Origin of the sequence: Streptomyces sp. NPDC020747, from assembly GCF_044334695.1 — a bacterium.
In the GTDB taxonomy this organism is placed as follows: domain Bacteria; phylum Actinomycetota; class Actinomycetes; order Streptomycetales; family Streptomycetaceae; genus Streptomyces.
Map to the genome: position 1 here is coordinate 500,312 of NZ_JBIRTJ010000003.1, position 21,746 is coordinate 522,057.

Genomic DNA, 21,746 nt, shown 5'->3' on the forward strand with positions numbered 1-21,746 from the left:
CTACCCGCCAGTTCGTGTCTGCCGGGTCTCTCTCGACCTTGTCTACGAGAGAAACCTTAGCCACGACGTAGGCCAATGTCTACTCTGGCGAGAATAGATTTCGGTTCGCTTGAGGCGTAGGTATTCTGCGCTCCAGGGTGACGGCCGGTAACACCGGGTGACGCCCTGGCGGGACCGGGTGGCGTCGGGCGGGGCCGGGCGGGCGAGGCGGGCCGAGCCGCTGAATAGACTCGGCTTCCATGACGAAACCCGACCGGCTCCTCGTGGACATCTCCGCCCTCGTGGAGTCCGGGCAGAGCAATCAGATGTCGCTGACCGTGGTGGTCGGCGGTGCCGTCATCACCGGCCGGCTCGCTCCAGAAGCCGTGTGGCGGGAGCGGGTGTCGGAGGTCCTGAACGATTCGGACCGGCTGGGCCCGTTCTCCGCGGTCTTCGGCGCCGAGCCGACAGCGGGCGGCCCCGAGAACGGCCCCGAGAACGGTCCCGAGAACAGCACCGAGAACGGTCCCGAGGGCGGCGACCGCGGCGGCCACGGCGAGCCACCCGCGTATCTGCACTTCCACCTCGCCCGGATCCTCCAGGGCAACATCGGGATTCCCGAGACGGGCGGGATGTACCGCGTCGCGATCGAGGACGTCAGCGCCTGGACCGTGGGCGACGTCAGCTACTCCGACCACTGAACCGCCGTACCCGACCCGCTCCGGACAGCGATGAGGGCCCTGCCGACGCGCGTCGGCAGGGCCCTCATCGCTGTTCCCCGGTGTCAGCCGGGGAGTGGTACGTACTGGTGCCGGCTTTCGCCGGTCGTCACAGGCCCAGGGGGGCCGGGGCCGGGCTGCCGAGCAGCGCCGACGCGGTCTGGAGCGGTGTGGCGGCGGCCGGGGCGGGCTCGGGCGCGGGGCCGGCGTGGCAGGTGAAGCCGAGCCGGGTCATGGCCCGTACGACCTCTCCGCTGGTGAAGTCACGGCGGTCCTGCCGGGTGATGACCTCGCCCACCTGCTTGACGGGGTAGTGGCGGCGGCCGATGATCACGGACTCGCCCGTGATTTCCTCGGGCTTGACGCCCTTCATCGAGTCCAGGACCCCGCTCTTGTCGAGGTCGAACGGGAACCGGGCGATGACGCAGCGCATGATGCCTCACAGGGAAGGGAGGGGTGGGACGGAGGAGAGGAAAGCAGAGAGGGACCCGGGCCGGCCGGGTGCGGATCAGCGGGAGAGCGCCAGGACGCCGGACGACGCCCGGCCCGCTCCCCCACTGCCCTTCGAGAGTACGCACCGGACGCCGACCGGTGCGCCGCACCCCGGGTGAGCGACGGGAAGGTGAGAGCGGGACCTAGGCCGCCGCACCGGTGGCGGACGGTCGCTGGGGCGTGCGGCGGCCCTCGCCGGTGGGGCGGCCCTTGCCGCCCGTACGGCCGCGACGGCCCCGGGACGAGGAGGAGGCGCCGCGCCGCGGACGGTCCGCGACCGGAGCGGTGATGACGACCGGGACGCCCGAGGGGGCCTGGGCGCCCGTGATGCGGTTCAACTCCGCTTCGCCGGAACGCACTTGAGTGGTCTGCGGGGTGATGCCCGCGGCGGCCATCAGCCGGCTCATGTCGCGGCGCTGGTTGGGCGTCACCAGCGTGACGACACTGCCGGACTCGCCCGCGCGGGCCGTACGGCCGCCGCGGTGCAGGTAGTCCTTGTGGTCGCTGGGCGGGTCGACGTTCACGACCAGGTCGAGGTTGTCGACGTGGATGCCGCGAGCCGCGACGTTGGTCGCCACCAGCACCGTGACATGCCCGGTCTTGAACTGGGTCAGGGTCCGCGTGCGCTGCGGCTGGGACTTGCCGCCGTGCAGGGCCGCCGCCCGGACACCGCTGTTCAGCAGGTGCTCGGTCAGCCGGTCCACCGCGTGCTTGGTGTCCAGGAACATGAGGACCCGGCCCTCGCGCGCCGCGATCTCGGTGGTCGTGCGGTGCTTGTCCGCGCCGTGCACGTGGAGGACGTGGTGCTCCATCGTGGTGACCGCGCCCTGGGACGGGTCGACGGAGTGGACCACCGGGTCGGAGAGGTAGCGGCGGACCAGCAGGTCGACGTTGCGGTCGAGCGTGGCCGAGAACAGCATCCGCTGACCCTCGGGCCGCACCTGGTTGAGCAGTTCGGTGACCTGGGGCATGAAGCCCATGTCGGCCATCTGGTCGGCCTCGTCGAGGACGGTGATGGCGACCTGGCCCAGCCGGCAGTCGCCGCGCTCGATGAGGTCCTTGAGCCGGCCCGGCGTCGCGACGACGACCTCGGCACCGGCACGCAGCGCACCGGCCTGCCGGCCGATCGGCATCCCGCCGACCACGGTGGCGAGCCGCAGCGACAGGGAGCGGGCGTACGGGGTGAGTGCGTCGGTGACCTGCTGGGCCAGCTCGCGGGTGGGTACGAGGACGAGGGCCAGCGGCTGCCTCGGCTCGGCGCGCAGGCCCGCCGTACGGGCGAGGAGCGCGAGACCGAAGGCGAGGGTCTTGCCCGATCCGGTGCGGCCACGGCCGAGTACGTCACGTCCCGCGAGGGAGTTCGGCAGGGTCGCCCCCTGGATCGGGAACGGCACGGTCACGCCCTCCCGGCCGAGAGCGGCCAGCAGCTGCTCCGGCATGTCGAGCTCGGCGAACGCCTCGACGGCGGGCAGCGCGGGGGTGGTCGTCACCGGCAGTGCGAACTCGCCCTGCGGCGCGGACCGTTGACGGCTGCTGTAGCCCTCGGAGCGGCGCGAGCCACCGGAGTAGCCGCCGCCCCTTCCGGAGCCCGAGCCGCCCGTGCGGGTGGATCCTCCCGAACGGGTGCGGGAGAAGCGGTCGTTCGTGCGTGTGCGGTTCATGCGGAACCTTCCTTGATGAGGCACGTATCAAGGAATTCCCGCAGCAAATGAGCAGCGCAGAGAATTGCAAGAACGAGCCGGAGGAAATGGGGGGCCGAATCGGATCGGCGGGGAATGCTCGCGGGATACGTCGCTGAAGTGACAGGCGATATTCCGGCGGTGTGGCCGGGTATTCCGTGTGGGAGGGTCCGGCAGTATGTCAACCGGAGCGTCGGTCCGAGCATTCCCGGGGAGCGGTCGGGAGCGGGTTTTCTGGAAAGCAGCGAGCTGGGGCCCGCACCCCAAGGTGCGGGCCCCAGCTGCGAAGTACGCGTCAGCGTCAGGCGGGAACGATGTTCTCGGCCGTCGGGCCCTTCTGGCCCTGGGCGATGTCGAAGGTGACCTTCTGGCCCTCCTGCAGCTCGCGGAAGCCCTGGGCGGCGATGTTCGAGTAGTGGGCGAAGACGTCAGCGCCGCCGCCGTCCTGCTCGATGAAGCCGAAGCCCTTTTCCGCGTTGAACCACTTCACGGTGCCTGCAGCCATGTTGAATCTCCTTACGGGGGTGCGTCGAAATCCACAACTTGTGAACTTCGAGTCGCTGTGATGATCGCCCCGTGTTAAAGATTTCGGGAACCACAACTGCAACTGAGATCGAGAGTAGCACGCTGCGGTCGGGCGTGTGCGGAGGATAATTCTGCTCTGCCTGTCGAGGAAGGAATGTTCATCGCGCGTCGTGTTCATTTCTTACTTCGCGGGCACAGATATTGACGCGCCTGGGGCGCCGGGCCGGGAGGGGCCCGACGCCCCAGGCGTCGATCGGTGTCGGTCGGAGTACGTGCGTCGGGTGGCTCAGCGCAGCGAGCCGAGCCGGTCCAGGCGCTCGTTGACGCCGTTGCGGAGCTCACCCAGCGTCGTGCCGGGCGGGGCCACCTTGGGCGTGACGGTCGGCGGCTGGGTCTCGTCCGCGCAGGTCGTGCCCTTGGCCGGGACCTTCAGGTCCACCAGGTAGCCCGTGACCGCGTCCGTGGCGCAGACGCTCCGCCCGAAGGCGGTGTGCCCCTCCGCCTTGAACGTGAGCAGCGAGGCGTTGTCGAGCTGCCGCGACAGCGCCACCGCGTCCTGGTAGGGGGTGTCCGGGTCGCCGGTGGTGCCGAGGACGAGGATCGGCTTGGAGCCCTTGGCGCGGTAGGAGCCGTCGTAGCGGCTGACGCGCTCGCCGGGCCACTGGGTGCAGGCCGTGGCGTGCTGGTGGTCGTAGGTCGGCGGGCCGAAGGCCATGGCCGGGCCGAGCAGCGGCGCCGCCTTGGCGTAGGCGGTGACGTTCCGCTTCAGCAGGGCCCGGTCGCGCGGGTAGTCCTTGTCGACGCACTCGACGACCACGTTCGGGACCAGGAAGTCGAAGCTGCCCGGGGACGGCGGACGCAGCAGGAACGAGGTGTTGTCGCGCTGCTGGGCCTTGCGCAGGGCCTCGCCGAACGCGGGCCAGATGACCTTGCCCTCGTTGATGTTGAACATCAGCCGGTAGACCAGGGTGTAGCCGTTGGCCAGCCCGCCGCTCGCGGTCGGCACCGGGCTGGCGTCCAGGTCGCGCTTGAGCTTCTCGAACGCCGCGCGGGGGTCGCCGTCCCCGAACCCGCAGGTGGCCTGGTCGGCCTTGCACCAGTCGAGGAAGCGGCCCATCGCGCCGTCCAGGGCCAGGTACTGGGGCTTGTCGTAGGAGTACGGCCGGTTGGCGTAGTGCACCGGGTCGTACGCCCCGTCGAGCGCCAGGGCGCGCACCCGCTTCGGGAAGAGCGCGGCATAGACCGTACCGATGTACGTGCCGAACGACCGGCCGTAGTAGGTGAGTTGCTCCTCGCCCAGGGCCTGGCGCAGCAGGTCGATGTCACGGGCGACGTACTCGGTGCCGACGAACGGCAGCAGGTCGGCCGACTTGTCCGTGCAGGCCTGGTTGAACTCGGCGGCCTCGCGCAGGGCCGGGCCGAAGGCGTCGGGGCCCGGGGCGCCCTTCGCGTCGGTGACGGCCTTGGTGTACCGCGTGTCGTCCCAGCATTCGAGCGCCGAGCTGCGCGCGACGCCTCGTACGTCGTAGCCGAAGACGTCGAAGGAGTCGCGCAGGGCGGCGGGCAGGTCACCGTAGTTGCCGCGGACGAAGTCCACGCCGGAGTTGCCCGGGCCGCCGGGCTGCATGAAGAGGGTGCCCTTGCGCTTCGACTGATCGGCCGCCTTCTTGCGGATGACCGCCAGGGTGATCTTGCGGCCCTCGGGCGCCCGGTAGTCCAGCGGCACGTCGGCGTTGGCGCATTCGAAGCCGCCCTGGCAGTCGGTCCAGGAGAGGGACGGTACGGGCGGCGCCGGCAGCGAGGCCGTCGATGTCGTCGCTGTGGTCGATGTCGTCGGGTCCGTCTGGGCGGCCGTCGCCGGGGCCCCCGACCCGGCGACGACGAGTGCGGTCACCGCGGCCGCGGCGATCCTCAGGCGCGTGAGCCCCTTCCGCGCCCCGGCAGCGGACTCGCGTCTCGGCCGACGCGTCGAGCGGCCGTCCCGGCCGGGCAAGACATGATCGTGCGTTGTCACTGAGTGTTTCCCCTCGAACTGGTGTGACACCAAGAGCCCACTGGTCAATGTGAGTTCGGAGAATTTCTAGCTCAACCGGACAGGGAATGGCCAGAAAAGCCGCCCATGTCGCCGCCGTTCAGCGGGATCTACACAACCGGCGGTGGCTGCCCCGGTACGGGACGGGCCCGGGACACCGGCTCCTGGACACCGGCCCGGTCCGGTCCCGGACACCGGCCTGGCCCTGGACGGGCCTTGGGCACCGGACCGCCCCGGCCCTGGACACGGCGGCCGGACCCGCCCCGGATACGGCAGGCTGAGGGGGTGAGCAGCTCCCTTTTCATCAAGATCTGTGGCCTGAAGACCGAGCGGGACGTGGACACGGCCGTCGAGGCGGGTGCCGACGCGATCGGCTTCGTCTTCTCGGCCAGCCCGCGCCGCGTCGACGCGGCCACGGCGGCGCGGCTGTGCGCCCGTGTGCCGGAGAACGTCCTGACGGTCGGCGTCTTCCGCGACGAGCCCCTGCGGGACGTACAGTCCCTGGCCACCGACTCGGGGATCCGGGCCGTCCAACTGCACGGGCCCGAGGACCGCGGCTACTACGACGACCTCGCGACGGGCGGCTGGACGCTGATCCGCGCCGCGGCGTTCGGCGAACCCGCACCGCGCCACGGGGACATGGGCGAGGACATCCTCCTCCTCGACGCGCCCGTGCCGGGCTCCGGCATCGCCTGGGACTGGTCGAGCAAGCCCCTCGCCGGGCCGGGAGAGAAATGGCTCCTCGCCGGCGGCCTCACCCCCGACAACGTCCGCGCGGCTATCGACGCCACCTCCCCCTGGGGCGTCGACGTGTCCAGCGGCGTGGAGCAAAGCCGGGGAGTCAAGGACCCCGCCCTCATCACCGCGTTCATCGGGGCGGCCCGCAACCGACCCTGACTCGGGCTGCCCGCAACAGGTCCTGATTCGGGCGGCCCGCGACCTGCCCTGACCCGCAGTCGGCCCCGAATCGCGTCGGCCCACAACCGGCCCTGGCCTGCGGTGTCCGTAACCGGCTCTGACCAGGGCCGCCTGCAACCGGCTCTGGCTTGGGCCGCGCCGCCTGCGGTCGGCCTTGACCGCGTTGCCCGTAACGGGGGCCTGGGCCCACGTCGCCCGCAAGCGACCCTGACTTGGGCCGCCCGCGACCGACTCCGACGTGCGTCGCCCGCAGTCGGCCTCGACCGCGTTGCCCGCAACGGATCCTGGTCCGCGTTGCCCGTAACCGGCTCTGACCCGGGCCGCCCGCAACGGACCCCGACCCGCGCCGCCCGCAAGGGCCCCCGCGCCGCCGCCCGCGGCAGGGCAACCGGCCCCGAACCGAGCCCCGCCGCTGCCCCTGCCCCTGCCCGCGTCAGCCCTGCCTGGGCGCGGCCTGCTGTACCACCTCGAAGGTCCACAGGGTTGAGTCCGTCGCGGCGGGCTTCGGGCGGTCGGTGCCGGGGGCTGCGTCGCGGTGGGCGGCCTGGCCGCGTCCGGACATCCAGTTCTGGAAGTCCTCCTCCGCGCGCCAGCGGGTGTAGACGAGGTAGGTGTCGGTGCCCTCCACCGGACGCAGCAGCTCGAACCACTCGAACCCGTCCGAGCTGTCCACCGTCCCGGCACGAGCGGCGAACCGCTTCTCCAGCGTCTCGCGCTGCTCCTCGGGAACCGTGAGTACGTTGATCTTGACGATGCTCATGCCCCCATTCTCCAGCAGCCGTCACGGCGGCCGGTGGCGGGCCGCGCCCACCCTCAGCGCCCACGCCCCGTGCGCGACCCCAGCAGCCTCCTGACTCATCGTCAGAAATAAATCGGATGTCTTTACAACCAGACGACAACTCGCCCCGTCTCTATGGCGAGTCGTTGGGCCTACGGGTGAGGCCCCGGGGTTTCCGGTGTCGCGGGACGACTCCGTCCGATGGTCCAAGTGTCAGGAGTTCAGGTGGAGTTGCGTGCAAGACCCCTACGTTCCGTCATGGCGGCAGGGGCGGTTTCGACGGCCCTGCTGCTCGCCGGTTTCCCGGGCGGGGCGGCCCAGGCCGCGCCCTCCGATGACCCGGCCGACGGGCGTTCCGGGGCGGTGGCCGAGGGTACGAGCGGCCCCGGCAAGGCCCAGAAGGTGCGGACGGTGACGCTGGTCACCGGCGACCGGGTCCGGCTGGACGGCGCCGGAAAGGTCATCGGCGTGGAGCGGGCGAAGGGCCGGGAGCGGGTTCCCTTCTCGGTCCGGGTGGTCGACGGGCACACCCAGGTGGTGCCGGGCGACGCCCAGTTGCTGCTCGCGCAGGGCAAGCTGGACGCCCGGCTGTTCGACGTGACCCAGCTGCTGTTGGACGGCTACGACGACGGCGGCCGGTCGGACCTGCCGCTGATCGTCACGTTCCGGGGCAAGAAGGCGCCCTCGATGAGCCCGTTCACCGGGGCCGGGGTGAAGATGGGCCGGGCGCTTCCGGTCGTCAACGGCAAGTCGATGCGCACCGTGAAGAAGCGCGGTGCCGAGTTCTGGGACGCCGTGACCGGCACCGCCGGCAAGGGCGACGGAACAACGGAGTTCACCGACTCGACCGCGGTCGAGAAAGTGTGGCTGGACGGCAGGCGCAAGGTGAGCCTCGACAAGAGCGTGCCGCAGATCGGCACGCCGACCGCCTGGGCCGCCGGATACGACGGCACCGGCATCAAGGTCGCCGTGCTCGACACCGGCATCGACACGACCCACCCCGACCTGGCGAGCCAGGTGACCGCCCAGCAGGACTTCACCGGCTCCGCCTCCGGTACCGCCGACAAGAACGGCCACGGCACGCACGTGGCGTCCACCGTGTCCGGCACGGGCGCCAAGGACGGCGGCAAGTACAAGGGTGTCGCCCCGGGCGCGAAGATCCTGAACGGCAAGGTTCTCGGCGACGACGGCTCGGGCTCCGACTCCGGGGTCATCGCGGGCATGGAGTGGGCGGTGGCCCAGGGGGCCGACGTCGTCAACCTCAGCCTCGGCGACGTAGACACGCCCGGCATCGACCCGATGGAGGAGACGGTCAACCGGCTCTCCGCCGAGACCGACACCCTCTTCGTCATCGCGGCCGGCAACGAGGGTGCTGAGGGCGAGCGCGGTGAGAGCACGGTCGGCTCGCCCGGCAGCGCGGACGCCGCGCTCACCGTCGGCGCGGTCGACAAGGCGGACGCGCTCGCCGACTTCTCCAGCCGCGGCCCGCGCATCGGTGACAGCGGGGTCAAGCCCGACCTGACCGCGCCCGGTGTCGACATCACGGCCGCCTCGGCCCCTGGCAGCCTCCTGGAGGGGGAGTACCCCTCCGACATACCCGGCTATCTCACCATCAGCGGCACCTCCATGGCGGCCCCGCATGTCGCGGGCGCCGCCGCGCTCCTGGCCCAGCAGCATCCCGACTGGACGGGTGAGCGTCTCAAGGCGGTCCTGACGGGTTCGGCCAAGCCGGGCGCGTACAGCTCCTTCCAGCAGGGCACCGGCCGCACCGACCTGGTCCGGGCACTGGACCAGAGCGTCGTCACCGAACAGCAGCCGCTCGACTTCGGTTTCCAGCAGTGGCCGCACGGCGACGACACCCCGACGACCAAGCAGGTGACGTACCGCAACCTCGGTACGGAGCCGGTCACCCTCGATCTGTCCGTCGACGCCCGCTCGGTGGACGGCAAGCCCGCCGACCAGGGCATGTTCGCCGTGTCGCCGCAGCAGGTCACCGTCCCGGCGGGCGGCACCGCGAACGCCTCCGTCACCGCCGACACCCGCGCCGGCAGCGCCGACGGCAGCTTCGGCGGCTCGGTGCAGGCCACTTCCGCCGACGGCAAGGTGCAGGTGCGTACCGCTGTCGGTGTGAAACGCGAGGCCGAGTCGTACGACCTGACGATCAAGCACATCGACGGGAACGGCGCGGCGACCGGCGACGCCGTCACCGCCGTCTCCGACCTCAACCGCGAGTTCTACGCCGAATACGCCGACGAGCAGGACGGCGAGCTCACGGTGCGGCTGCCGAAGGGCGACTACGCCCTCAACGGGATGATCCACCCGTCCGCCGAATCGGCCATCCTGGTGCAGCCGAAGCTGACCCTGGACCGGGACACCACCTTCACGGTCGACGCCCGGCAGGCGCGGCCGGTGGACATCACCGTGCCCGACCCGGCGGCCGAGAACACCGAAGCCACGGTCCACTTCACCTACGCCAGGGGCGAGGGCCTGCGCCCGCGCATAATGCAGTTCGACCTGCCCACGTTCAAGGGCACGACCTTCGGACAGCTCGGGCCCGATGTGTCCGCCGACGTGGCGCCCGCCGTGTTCGCCGGCGACTGGACCCGTAAGGACGCCGAGGGCCGGCCGGTCACCTACCACCTGGGCTGGAACCGCCCCGATGGCCTGGACGGCTTCGCCGCCAAGGTCCGGAAGAACCAGCTCGCCAAGATCGATCTCCAGGCCGGCGCGCCCGTCGCGGGGAGGCGCGTCGAGGTCGATGTGTCTCCGTACACCGCCGACGGGAACATGATCTTCGGTACGGAAAACCTGCGCACCGGACTGCCGCTGCGTGCCACGGACTACGTCCTCGGCAACGACGTCAAGTGGTCCTTCCGCGTCTGGCAGATGGCCGGCGAGGGCGAGGAGAGGCGCTCCGAGGCCTTCCAGACGCGGATGCCGAGGACCTGGCAGGCCGGTCACAGCTACACCGAGCGGTTCAACGTCGGCGTCTTCGGCCCGACCCTGCCCGCCGCCGGTGACCTCGGACCGGAGCGGGGAGAGCCCGGCATCATCCGGAACGGAAACGTCATCAAGGCCTTCCTGCCGCAGTTCGGCGACGGCGACGGACACGCGGGCATCAGCGGCTACACCTCGGTGACCAGCTCGCTCCAGGCCGACGGCAAGGAGATCCCCGACGACTACGGCCCGCCGATCGAGCTCACCGAGTACACCGTTCCCGCCGGGGACAGCGCGTACAAACTGACCGTGGACGCGTCCCGTGATCCCGCGGTGTACCCGGTCAGCACCCGCGTGCGTACCGAGTGGACCTTCCGCTCCGCCACCACCCCCGAGGACGACACGACACCGCTGCCGCTGTCGGTGATCCGCTTCTCACCCGACCTGAGCCTGTCCAGCACGGCGAAGGCCGGCAAGCGGTTCAAGGTGCCCTTCACCGTCCAGGGCGCGGCGGCCGGCCAGCGGCCCGCCAAGCTCGCCTTCGAGGTCTCCTACGACGAAGGCACCACCTGGCAGCCCACCAAGGCCGTCGGCGGCACCCACCTCTCCCTGAAGCACCCGGCGAAGGCGGGCTCCGTCTCGCTGCGCGCCAAACTGACCGACAAGGCCGGCAACACCCTGGTCCAGACGATCGAGCGCGCTTACAACACGACCCTGTGACCCTGCGACCCGCTTGACCTTGTGCCCGGCTTCGCCCGGGGCGGTGACACCACCGCCCCGGGCGAAGCTGTGTGTGAGGCGTTGCGAGGCGTTGTGAGGCTTACGTCGACTGGCGTAAATAAGGTGAAATGTGAAAATACAGGGCAGGCCAAGAGGAGTGGAGTCTCGGGTGCCGAGGTGAAGCGTGCTCGCGCGCTGAGAGTCACGCGAGGTGGAGAGCGCAACGAGAGCGAGATGAGCGGTCATGGAGCGGCGTGCCGTCGACGACCAGGAATCGAGTCCGGGCCACGACGCCGCGGGCGGGGCACTCACGGCGCGCGCCACCGTCGACGAACAGGGCGTCGTGACCGGATGGAACGCCGGCGCGGAGCGGCTGCTCGGTTACTCGCCGGCGCAGATCCTGGGCCGCCCGGCGGCCTCACTGCTCGCCGAGGAGCCCGGGGCGGGCGGTCTTCATCCCCTCCCGCCCCTCCTGGAGCTGCCGAGATGGCACGGCACGCTGGCTCTGCGGCACCGTGACGGCCACCGCGTGGAGGCCATGGTCCTGGCCCACCGCAGGACGCCGGACGGGGCACTGGGTGGTGCGTCGGGCGGTGCGTCGGACGGGGTGCGGGCAGGGGCGTCGGACGGCGGGACGCACGGCTGGCTCCTCGTCTCCGCGGTCGCCGGGGCGGCGCGGCCCCTCACCGACGACGACACCCTCGTGAGGCGGGGTTTTCTCGACTCGCCGTGCTGCTCGACCTCGGTGTACGACACCGACCTGCGCTTTCGCCGGTCCACGCAGTCCGGGCGGGGCGTGCTGGGCATGAGCGACGAAGACCTGCGCGGGCTGAGGCTGACGGACGTGCTCGACGATCCCGTGGCGGAGAAGGTCGAGCGGGCGATGCGGCTGGTCCTGGAGACCGGTGGGACGCAGTACGTCGAGAACCACGCGCTCGCCCCCGGCGAGGCCCGTGACCACGCGTGGTCGGTCCACCTCTACCGCCTGGAGGACCCGGACGGCCGCGTTCTGGGAGTGGCCACCACCGGGCACGACATGACCGAGCAGTACTGGGCCCGCAAGCGCCTCCAGCTGATCGCGGAGGCCGGCACCCGGATCGGCAGCACGCTCGACGTGACGCGGACGGCGCAGGAACTGGCGAACGTGGCGGTTCCGGAGCTCGCCGACTTCGTCAGCGTCGACCTCCTGTCGTCCCTCGACGACCTGCGCGAGCAGCCCCCGGGACCGCTGAGGGCGGGCGACTCCCTCGCGCTGCGGCGCATCGCCCACCAGTCCGTGTTTCCGGACATTCCGGAGGCGGTCGTCGCGGTGGGCGAGGTGGACACGTACCCGGAGGGCTCCCCTCCGACGGAGAGCCTGCGAACGGGACGTGCCGTGCTGCACCGGGTGGACGAGGCGGCGATCTCCGACTGGGTGGCCGAGGACCCGCTCCGGTCCGCCCGGATCCGTGAGTTCGGCTTCCACTCGGTGATGGCCGTGCCCCTGTCGGCGCGCGGTGCCACCCTGGGCGTCGTCGCCCTCGCCCGGCACCGGCGCCCCGACCCGTTCCAGCGGGACGACCTGGTACTGGCCGAGGAACTGGCCGCCCGGGCCGCGGTCTGCATCGACAACGCCCTGCGCTACACCCGCGAACGCGGCACGGCCGTCACCCTGCAGCGCAGCCTGCTGCCGCAGAGCCTGCCCGAGCAGTCCGCGGTGGAGGTCGCCTCCCGCTACCTCCCGGCCGGTGCCCGGGCCGGTGTGGGCGGGGACTGGTTCGACGTGATCCCGCTGTCCGGAGCCAGAGTGGCGCTGGTCGTGGGCGACGTCGTGGGCCACGGCATCCACGCCTCGGCGACCATGGGCCGCCTGCGTACCGCCGTACGCACGCTCGCGGACATCGATCTGCCCCCCGACGAACTGCTCACCCACCTCGACGACCTGGTCGGCCGCCTGGCCACCGAGACGGAGCGCGCCGAGGGCGCGGAGTGGTCCGCCGCCGAGGGAGAGAGCCAGGGAGACGTCGGAGCGACCTGTCTGTACGCCGTGTACGACCCCGTCTCCCGCCGGTGCACCCTCGCCCGGGCCGGACATCCCCCGCCCGCCGTGGTGAGCCCGGACGGCACCGTGGAGCTGCTCGATGTTCCGGCGGGGCCGCCACTGGGCCTGGGCGGGCTGCCCTTCGAGTCCCTCGACACCGAACTGCCGGAGGGAAGCCTGCTCGCCCTCTACACCGACGGCCTGATCGAGTCCCGCGACAGCGACCTCGACGAAGGCACCTCCCGGCTGCGCCGCGCCCTCGCCGCTCCGGCGGTCTCCCTGGAGGCGCTGTGCGACTCGGTCCTGGGAGCCGTGCTCCCCCAGCGGCCCACCGACGACGTGGCCCTGCTCGTCGCCCGCACCCGGGCGCTCGACACCGACCGGGTCGCCGCCTGGGACATCGACCCCGACCCCGCCGCCGTCGGCGAGGCCCGCAAGAACGCGCTCGGCCGACTGGCGGCCTGGGGCCTGTCCGACGCCGCCTTCGTCACCGAGCTGGTCGTCAGCGAACTGGTCACCAACGCCATCCGGCACGCCGCGCCGCCCATCCAGCTGCGCCTCATCCACGACCGGACCCTCATCTGCGAGGTCTCCGACGCCAGCAGCACGGCACCCCACATGCGCCGCGCCCGTACGTACGACGAGGGCGGCCGCGGCCTGCTCCTGGTCGCCCAGCTGACCCAGCGCTGGGGCACCCGCCCCACCTCCACGGGCAAGACCATCTGGGCGGAACAGAGCGTGGACCCGGACCCGTGACCGACGGGGCCCGATACCCGCACCCGTAGGCCTGGACCAATGCCGCCCCTTCCCTCATGATGACGCTGGCATGACAACGACAGTGTCGTCCTCGGGATTCGGGATGGTGACCGTGCGCGGTTCCTTCGTCGGGGCGGCCCTGACCGCCGTACTGCTGCTGGCGCCCCTGACGCCCGTTCCGGCGGGCGCGGCCCCGCGGGAGTCCGCGCCCCGCACCGGGACGGCCGTCGCGGACTGGTCGGCGCCGCTCAGCACGCGGGGCCGCTGGATCGTCGACGCGGACGGCGACCGCTTCAAGCTGCGGTCCGGCAACTGGCATGGCGCCAGCGGTACTTGGAACGGTTCCGGAAGCGTGGACGACGACGCCGACCACCACGCGGGGGAGAACTCCGGCCGGACACCCCTCGGCCTGGACCGGGCCCCCATGGCCGAGATCGTCGCCGGTTTCCGGGAGATCGGGATCAACAGCGTCCGGCTGCCGTTCTCCAACGAGATGGTCCACGACGGCGTACCCGTCAAGGACGACGCGGTCGCCGCGAACCCGTCCCTGCGCGGAAAGACCCCGCTCCAGGTCTACGACGCGGTGGTACGCGAACTCACCGCCGCGGGCCTCGCGGTGATCCTCAACAACCACACCAACACGACCCGTTGGTGCTGCGGGGTCGACGGCAACGAACGCTGGAACGCGAGCCAGTCGACCGCGACCTGGGAGAACGACTGGCTCCTCATGGCCCGCCGCTACAAGGACAACAAACGCGTCGTCGGCGCCGACCTCTACAACGAGGTCCGCCGCAACATCTGGGACGACCCCAACTGGGGTCTCGGCGACGACCACGACTGGTTCGCCGCCTCCCAGCGCGTGGGCGACCGCATCCTGACGGAGGCGAACGCGGACCTCCTCGTCATCGTCGAGGGCATCAACTGGACCGGCATCCCCGTCGACGGCTTCGCACACGAACGCCCCACCCTGGAGCCCGTACGCCGTCTCTCGCACACCCTCGTCGACTCCGGCAAACTCGTGTACTCCGCCCACTTCTACGACTACACGGGCCCGAACCACAGCGGCGCCACGGGCACGGGCGAAACGACCGACCCCCGCTACCGCGACCTGACACCCACCGAACTGACCGCCGTACTGAACCGCCAGGCGTTCTACGTCACCGCGGAACAGGACCAGCACTTCACGGCCCCCGTCTGGATCAGCGAGTTCGGCGTCGGCGGACGCGAGGAGACGGGTGCGAAGCCGCGTGCCTGGTTCGAGAACTTCGTGGACCAACTGATCCGTACCGACGCCGACTTCGCGTACTGGCCGGTCGTCGGCTGGCACGAGAACCGCAGGGGCAACGGCTGGGCCCTGCTGCACTGGGACTCGTCGGGCGACCGCATGGGCGTGTACGACGGTGACGACTGGCGGGCCGCGGCGTGGACCCGGCTCGTCGAGAGCCCCGGGCGCACCGGCCGCGTCGCCCCTGTGGCGGACTGGTCGATGCTCAGCCCCGACCACGCCGACTTCGTCGCCTCACGGCGGATGCGCGCGCTCCCCGACTGGGACTCGGGCGCCCGCAAGGCCGCCTGCCCCGACGGACAGCGCCTCCTCGGCCTCAGCCACACGGGCAACCGGGGCCTGTGCTCCGACGTGACCGCCGGCTCCCTGTGGGCCCCGGCAGGCGGACACGAGGTGGTCAGGGACGAGCGGCACGTCCCGCCGGGCGGTGACTGGGCCTCCGGATACACCAAACTCCAGTGCCCCGACGGCCACTTCCTCACCGGCTACAGCGTTCGCGGCTCCGCCGTCTCGGCCGCCCTGTGCGCGGCGGCCCCGACGGGGAAGCTCGGCACGGCCGGCCGTACGGTCTGGTTCGACCGCGGCGACGACAGGGGTTCCGCGCCCAAGGGCGGCGACTTCGCGAGCGGCCACCACAAGGGCCAGTGCGCGGCCGACGAGTACGCGGCCGGAATCGCGTACACCGGACGCGTCGGCTCGGCACGAACACCGGACGCGCTGTACTGCCGGAGACTGGGCTGACCGGCAAAGGGCTCAAAAGCGCTCAACCGACTCGGGCCGGTCAACCTGCCAGCTCTGCCACGGGGTCCCTCCCGTCGAAGATCCTCTGCAGTCTGCTCTGCAGATCCTCGACGGAAGGGACGTACCGACCGATGCGAGCAACCCGCACCCTGCGTTTCGCACTGGTGGGAGCCGTGGCGCTCACCGCCACGTCGCTCATGGCCTCCGCGGTGGCCGCCCCGGCCTCCGCTCCCGCCCCGGCCGGCGGAGACCACAGCGCGACGCGGAAGGCGATGGACGCCGCCGTGAAGGACGGCGTGCCCGGTGTGGCCGGGCAGGCGAAGGACAAGTACGGGACCTGGAAGGGCACTTCGGGCGTCGGCAACCTCAGAACGAAGCAGCCGCGCTCCGCCCACGACCGCTACCGCGTCGGCAGTGTCACCAAGACCTTCGTCGCCACGGTGCTGCTCCAACTGGAGGCGGAGGGCGAGCTGTCCCTGGACGACAAGGTCGACGAGTGGCTGCCCGGCGTGGTCCGGGGCAACGGCCACGACGGACGGCCGATCACTCTGCGCCAACTCCTCAACCACACCAGCGGCGTCTTCGACTACCGCGACGACAGCGAGTTCGTACGGAAGTACATCGTCAAGGACGCCTTCTTCAGGAACCGCTTCGACACGGTGACCCTCGACCGTCACGTGAAGTACGCCATGGCGAACAGGCCGTACTTCGAGCCGGGCAAGTCGTGGAGGTACTCGAACACCAACTACTCCCTTGCGGCGATGGTGATCGAGAAGGCCACGGGCAGCTCGTACGGGGACGAGGTCCACCGCCGCATCGTCGAACCGCTCGGCCTGCACGCCACGTCCGTCCCCGGTACGGACCCGAGGATGCCCCGGCCGAGCAGCCGGGCCTACGCGAAGCTCGCCGAGTCGACGACCGGCCCGACGTACGACGTCACGGAACTGAACCCCACGCTCGCCGGGGGCGGGGGCGACATGATCTCCGACGCCCATGACCTGAACCGCTTCTACGCGGCCCTGCTCCGCGGCGAGCTGCTGCCAAAGGCGCAGCTCGCCGAGATGAAGACGACCGTCGAGGCCCCCGGCCTGCCCGGCGTCCGCTACGGCCTTGGCCTCGCCGAACGCACGCTGAGCTGCGGCGTCGTGGTCTGGGGCCATCACGGCGGCATCGTCGGCTCGGTCTCGGAGGCGGTCACGACGGCCGACGGCCGCCACTCGCTGGCCTTCAACTTCAACGGGGACTGGTCCGGGGACACCGACGCGGTGATCGAGGCGGAGTTCTGCGACTAGGGCCCTAGGTGTACCGACCGGGCAGCTCGACGCCGGGGTCGGGTGAGGCGTGCGGGGCTACGACGGTGCGCGGAGGGCTTCGGCCGGTTCCATGCGGGCGGCGCGCAGGGACGGGTAGAGGCCGGCGAGCAGGCCGACCAGGGCTCCGGCGAGCGGGGCGCCGAGGGCGAGCCGCAGGTCGAGGACCGGGGTCCAGTCCTTGACGACGGAGACGCCCACCACGACGGCGATGCCCAGGGACGCCCCGATGACGCCGCCCAGCAGGCCGATGGTCGTCGACTCCAGGAGGAACTGGCCGGCGACCTGCCGTCGTGACGCGCCCAGCGCTCGCCGCAGCCCGATCTCCCCGACCCGCTCCATCACCGTCACCAGGGTCACGTTGGCGATGCCGATCGCGCCCACCACGAGCGAGACCAGACCGAGGACGAGGAAGAGACCGTTGACGTCGCTCTGGACGCCGTCGCGGGACTTGGACAGATCGGGCGGCGCCACGACGGTGAGCGCGTCCTCGTGCCCGGGCGCCAGAGCGATCGGCGCCTGGCGCGCAACCTGCCGGGCGGCGCCGAGCGAGGTGTTGACCAGTACGCGCGTGACGTCGCGCAGACCGAGCCGGTCCGCGGCGGTCGTGGGCGGGAGCAGTACGGCCGTGGACAGCTGCCGCTCGCGCTTGATGCCGCCGAGGATGCCGATGACCGTGTACGACTGGCCCCGGAAGAAGATCGCCGGGGCGTCCTCCACCTGCCGGATGCCGAGCAGTTCCGCCGCCTGGTCGCCGAGCACCGCCACCTGGTCGTGCCGGTCGATGTCACCCGTGTCGAAGAACCGCCCGGCGGTCATCGCACCCCGTACGGCGTCCGGCAGGCCGGCCGAGGCGGCGACCACGCCGAGGGTCTGGCTGGAGGTGTCGCCGGGCGCGGTCACGTCGTTGGACCGCACCTGGACGCTGTTGGTCGTGGCGGAGTCGGCCACGGCCGCGACCGACTCCACACCGGCCAGCCGCCGGACCGCGCCGGTTCCCGACCAGTCCACCAGCGGGCCGGTGTCGTCCGAGCCGGGAAGAGCCTGCGGCACGGTCACGGTCACCGAGGTCGCGGTGAGCGCGTCGAACCGGCCGACGATCTGGTTGCCCGCGGTGGAGGCCACGCCGATCGTGATGACGAGCGTGGTGATCCCGAGCACGGTGCCGAGCGTGGTCAGCGCGGACCGCACCGGCCGGGCGAGAACGCCGGCGAGGGATTCCGTCCACAGGTCCCGGGGATCCAGCCAGGGCCGCTCGACCCGCGTCGACCGGGCGGAGCGGGCGGACCGGGCGGAGCGGGCAGGGAGGACGGACCGGATGGACCTGGCCGACCCGCGCCTTCTTTTCTCCCGTTTCTCCCTTGTCTCTCTTGTCTTCCTGGTCCTCTTGGTCTTCCTGGTCTTGTTCGGCTCCGTTGTCTCCGTTGTCTCCGTGGGTATCACCCGGCCTCGGCCTCCGTGGTGAGGCGTCCGTCGGTGATCCGGACGCGGCGGCCGGCCCGGCGGCTGACCGCCTCGTCGTGGGTGATGACGACCAGGGTCACGCCCTGGTCGCACAACTCCTCGAAGAGTTCCAGCACGGAGACCGTGTTCTCGCTGTCCAGGTTGCCGGTCGGCTCGTCGCAGAGCAGCAGCGCCGGGTCACCGAGCAACGCCCGTGCGATGGCGACCCGTTGGCGCTCACCGCCGGACAACCGGTCGGGCCGGAAACCCGAACGGTGACCGAGCCCCACCCGCTCCAGCGCCTCACGGGCCCGGGCGAGCCGGGTGCCGCGCCCGCGACCGGGGCGCGGCCTGCGATAGGCCTCCGACAGCATCACGTTCTCGTCCACCGTCCGGTACGGCAGCAGATGGAAGGCCTGGAACACGAACCCGATCCGGCTGCCGCGCAGCGCGGTCCGTTCGAGGTCGCCGAGCCCGGTGGTCTCCACCCCGTCCAGCCGGTACGAGCCCGAAGTGGGCCGGTCCAGCAGGCCGAGGGTGTTGAGCAGCGTCGACTTGCCGGAGCCGGACGGCCCGACGATGGCCAGGTGCTCCCCGCGCCGCACGGTCAGATTCACGTCGCGCAGCGCGTGCACGGGCGGCTCGGAGTCGAAGGTCCGCCGCACGTCGGTGAGTTCGATGACCGCGGAGGCATCGGGCGGGTCGGGCGTATCGGAGGAGTCCCAGGTATCGACCGAGTCCCGGGCATCGGAGGGGCCGGGGACATAGGAGTCGTACGAGTCATAGGAGTCAGGGGGATGGGAGGGGCCAGGGACATAGGAGGGGTCGGGAGTCACTTGCCCACCACCACCTTGTCGCCCTGCTTGAGTGTGCCGCCGGTCGGCTTCACCTCTACGAGGCCGGCCGCGGAGAGCCCGACGGTCACGGAGACGTCGCGCACCCCGCCGTCGCGCTCGACCTGCACCCGGGCCTTGCCGTCGGCCGAGGTACGGATCGCGGCGAGCGGTACGGTCAGCACCTTGCCGTCCGAGGCGCCGACCCCGATGGTCACCTTCACCGAGGCCTCGGCCTGCCCGGCCAGCGGTCCCGGATCGGGGATGGAGATCCGCAACTGGACCGGACCCGGCGTGCCCGCCCCGGTGGCGCCGTCCGTACCGGACGTGTCGGCCGCATCGGCGTCGGCGGCGCCGTCGGACGCGTCCGAGGCTTCCGCGTCGCGGCCCTCCGACGCTGCTCCGGTGGCCGCCTCGCCGTCGCCGCCCGTCGTACCGGACGACGCGGCGGCGGAACCGATCGCCTCCACCTTGCCCTTCACCTTCTCGCCGCCCGTCGTGGTCACATCGACGGGCATACCGCGCCTCAGCAGTTCGGCGTCCTCACCGGGCACGGCCGCCTCGACGAGCAGCTCGGAGCCGGTCACGGTGCCGACCGGGCCCGAGGGGGCGTCGCCGGTCTTCACGGTCACCTTGTCCAGCCGTACGGGCAGCTTCGGGAAGAAGACGACCTCGCCGGCCGGGACCTTCGTCCCGTAGGTGGCCTGGAAGCTGCTGAGGGCGCTGTTCGCCATGTCCAGGGACTTCTGCGCGGACTTGAGCTGTATCTCCTGGACCTGCCGGTCGGTGCTGGACTGCGTGTCCGTACGAGCCCCCGAACCGGTCTCGGTGCCAGTGCCCGTACCGGTGCCAGTGCCCGTACCGGTGCTCGCCTTCCCGCCCGTCCCCGTCCCGGTCCCCGCTCCGGAGCCGGAGCCCTCGCCGGTGTCGGCACCGTCGCCGTCGCCCGCGTTCCCGCTCCGCGTCGTGAGCAGCGCCTCCTGCGCGCTGGACACCGCCTGCTGGAGCTGGCCCAGCTGCTGCTGGTCCTCCGCGCTCGGCTGCTGGGCCTCGTACCCCTTGTTCCGGTACCAGTTGGTGACCGCCGTGGCCGTGCCCTGGCCGAAGGTGCCGCCGGCCGACCCGGGGTCGAACCCGAGCCGCCGCAACGCCTTCTGGAGCTGCTTCACGTCGTCACCGGTGGCTCCGGGGCCCATCGCGCGGTACATCGGTACGGATCCGGAGAGCGCGAGCACCGGGCGGCCGTTGACCGTCATCAGTACGTCGCCCTCCTTGACCTTCGTACCCGCGACCGGTGCCTTGGTGACCCGCTGCTCCGCGCCCTCGCCGGCCGGGCTCGAGACCGCCCCGGCGCCGACCGGGCCGGCCAGCGAGAGCGGCCGGGGCGAGGAGAACGCCACCGTCCCGGTCGCCACCACGGTCGCGGTGAGCGACCGCCGCTCCACCTCCACGGTCACCGGGCCGGCCTTCGGCGCGTTGTGCGAGGCGGCGGCGTCGGCGGGCGAGCGCACCTGCGTACCGGCGAACCAGCCCCCGGCGCCGACCAGCACCACGGCGCCGACCATGGCGCCCAGCTGTCGGCGGCTGCCGAGTCGCTTCACGCGCCGTCACCCCAGTACGGGTTGGCCTTCTCCTTGGGGAAGTACGCGGCGCGGAACTTCTTGCCGCACTCCAGGTCCTTCAGAGCGATGTCGATGTCCGCGGTGAGCAGCGGCATCGCCTGCTCCTTGGTCCACTTGGGCTTGTCCTCCGGGATCTTGTTGCTGAGGTCGATCCGCACCATGTAGGCCATGCCGGTCGGCTGGGTGGTGGAGACCGGGATGCCCTGCGCCTTCAGACAGGTGGCGTACTGCTGGGCGAGCTGCACCAGTTGGGTGTCGCCGTTGAGCGCCAGCCCGTTCTGGCGGTTCTCCTCGGTCTTGGCGTTCTGCTTCTTCTTCTCCTCCGCGGCGCTCAACGGCGCCCCGTACGCGGCGGTGTTCCCCTCAAGGGTGCAGCCGGCGTCCTTCTCCTCCCCCTTGTTCTTGGCCGGGGGACCGTACAGCGCCGCCTCGTACGCCTTCATCTGTGCCGGGGTCAGACCCTTGGTGTCGTCGTCCACGGGGTCGAGGACCTTTCCGCCGACCTTGCCGCCCGCGTTGCTGAAGGGGACGTTCGGGTCGTCGGGGTACGCGGCCGCCGCGTAGGTCCCGAAGCCGTACTTCTGGCGGTACTTCTTCGCCGCCGCGTAGTCCTTGCCGTCACCGTCGGTGTCGACGTCGGCCGGGGGTGCCTCCGACGCGTGCGGTGTGTAGGTGAACCCCTCCTTCTTCATGCAGGCCGAGATGGCGTTCTCCCGGATGTACTCCTTCTTGGCCTCGGCGTTCACGCCCTCCGGGATGTTGAGCTGCGCGGCACCGTCGACGTTCTTCGTGCCACCACCCGCCGCGGAACTCCCGCCGCTCTTGCCGTCCTCGTCGCCCGAACCGCCGCAGGCGGCCAGCAGGGGGAGCATGCCGACCGCGAGGGCCGTGATCAGGTAACTGCGCAGGGTGTTTTTGGGCATGGCCATGACACCACTCCATTCAGGTCGGGTTCTG

15 protein-coding genes are annotated in these 21,746 nt (G+C 71.3%); 6 read left to right on the plus strand and 9 right to left on the minus strand.

The features are described from left to right. Positions 1-239 precede the first annotated feature (239 nt). Positions 240-680, plus strand: a complete 441-nt coding sequence (locus tag ACH4YP_RS11415) for a hypothetical protein (RefSeq protein ID WP_398490379.1) — start codon at positions 240-242, stop codon at positions 678-680. 127 nt (positions 681-807) lie between these two features. On the opposite strand, the gene ACH4YP_RS11420 is transcribed toward ACH4YP_RS11415, so the two are convergent. The 4 genes from ACH4YP_RS11420 to ACH4YP_RS11435 form a co-directional block, all read right to left on the minus strand. Beyond that, positions 808-1,131, minus strand: coding sequence for an SCO5918 family protein (locus tag ACH4YP_RS11420; RefSeq protein WP_361064961.1), 324 nt, complete (start codon positions 1,129-1,131; stop codon positions 808-810). Between the two features lie 202 nt (positions 1,132-1,333). After that, entirely contained in the window at positions 1,334-2,851 is a 1,518-nt protein-coding gene (locus tag ACH4YP_RS11425) for a DEAD/DEAH box helicase (protein ID WP_398490380.1), read from the minus strand. Between the two features lie 319 nt (positions 2,852-3,170). Then, the gene (locus ACH4YP_RS11430; RefSeq protein ID WP_055611897.1) at positions 3,171-3,374 is read right to left on the minus strand and encodes a cold-shock protein; all 204 of its coding nucleotides are present in this window, start codon (positions 3,372-3,374) and stop codon (positions 3,171-3,173) included. A gap of 306 nt (positions 3,375-3,680) precedes the next feature. Further along, positions 3,681-5,288, minus strand: coding sequence for an alpha/beta hydrolase (locus ACH4YP_RS11435; RefSeq protein ID WP_398490381.1), 1,608 nt, complete (start codon positions 5,286-5,288; stop codon positions 3,681-3,683). 423 nt (positions 5,289-5,711) lie between these two features. On the opposite strand from ACH4YP_RS11435, the gene ACH4YP_RS11440 reads away from it, so the two are divergent. Then, on the plus strand, positions 5,712-6,323 hold the full coding sequence (locus ACH4YP_RS11440; protein ID WP_398490382.1) for a phosphoribosylanthranilate isomerase: 612 nt from the start codon (positions 5,712-5,714) through the stop codon (positions 6,321-6,323). A gap of 454 nt (positions 6,324-6,777) precedes the next feature. Here the strand turns inward: ACH4YP_RS11440 and ACH4YP_RS11445 are convergent, their stop codons facing one another. Further along, a complete protein-coding gene (locus ACH4YP_RS11445) occupies positions 6,778-7,104 on the minus strand; it encodes an antibiotic biosynthesis monooxygenase (RefSeq protein ID WP_361064949.1) in 327 nt (108 codons plus the stop codon). Positions 7,105-7,380: 276 nt separating this feature from the next. On the opposite strand from ACH4YP_RS11445, the gene ACH4YP_RS11450 reads away from it, so the two are divergent. The 4 genes from ACH4YP_RS11450 (at position 7,381) to ACH4YP_RS11465 (ending at position 16,873) form a co-directional block, all read left to right on the plus strand. Continuing rightward, complete coding sequence (locus ACH4YP_RS11450) at positions 7,381-10,779, plus strand: S8 family serine peptidase (RefSeq protein WP_398490383.1); 3,399 nt, start codon at positions 7,381-7,383, stop codon at positions 10,777-10,779. Between the two features lie 244 nt (positions 10,780-11,023). Beyond that, positions 11,024-13,555 carry a SpoIIE family protein phosphatase gene (locus tag ACH4YP_RS11455; RefSeq protein ID WP_398490384.1) on the plus strand — a complete coding sequence of 844 codons (2,532 nt, stop codon included), beginning with the start codon at positions 11,024-11,026 and terminating at the stop codon, positions 13,553-13,555. A 103-nt stretch (positions 13,556-13,658) separates the two neighbouring features. Continuing rightward, positions 13,659-15,581, plus strand: coding sequence for a cellulase family glycosylhydrolase (locus ACH4YP_RS11460; protein ID WP_361065020.1), 1,923 nt, complete (start codon positions 13,659-13,661; stop codon positions 15,579-15,581). 131 nt (positions 15,582-15,712) lie between these two features. Next, positions 15,713-16,873 (plus strand): serine hydrolase domain-containing protein, encoded by a 1,161-nt coding sequence (locus ACH4YP_RS11465; protein WP_398490385.1) that lies wholly within the window; start codon positions 15,713-15,715, stop codon positions 16,871-16,873. Positions 16,874-16,930: 57 nt separating this feature from the next. Here ACH4YP_RS11465 and ACH4YP_RS11470 read toward each other — a convergent pair whose 3' ends face one another. From ACH4YP_RS11470 to ACH4YP_RS11485, 4 genes are all read right to left on the minus strand, one after another. Further along, entirely contained in the window at positions 16,931-18,082 is a 1,152-nt protein-coding gene (locus ACH4YP_RS11470; protein WP_361070067.1) for an ABC transporter permease, read from the minus strand. Positions 18,083-18,330: 248 nt separating this feature from the next. Continuing rightward, on the minus strand, positions 18,331-19,014 hold the full coding sequence (locus ACH4YP_RS11475; protein ID WP_361070076.1) for an ABC transporter ATP-binding protein: 684 nt from the start codon (positions 19,012-19,014) through the stop codon (positions 18,331-18,333). A 152-nt stretch (positions 19,015-19,166) separates the two neighbouring features. Beyond that, positions 19,167-20,768 carry a peptidoglycan-binding protein gene (locus tag ACH4YP_RS11480; protein WP_361070064.1) on the minus strand — a complete coding sequence of 534 codons (1,602 nt, stop codon included), beginning with the start codon at positions 20,766-20,768 and terminating at the stop codon, positions 19,167-19,169. After that, the gene (locus tag ACH4YP_RS11485; protein ID WP_361070061.1) at positions 20,765-21,718 is read right to left on the minus strand and encodes a hypothetical protein; all 954 of its coding nucleotides are present in this window, start codon (positions 21,716-21,718) and stop codon (positions 20,765-20,767) included. The genes ACH4YP_RS11480 and ACH4YP_RS11485 overlap by 4 nt, the downstream gene beginning before the upstream one ends. Between the last annotated feature and the right edge of the window lie 28 nt (positions 21,719-21,746).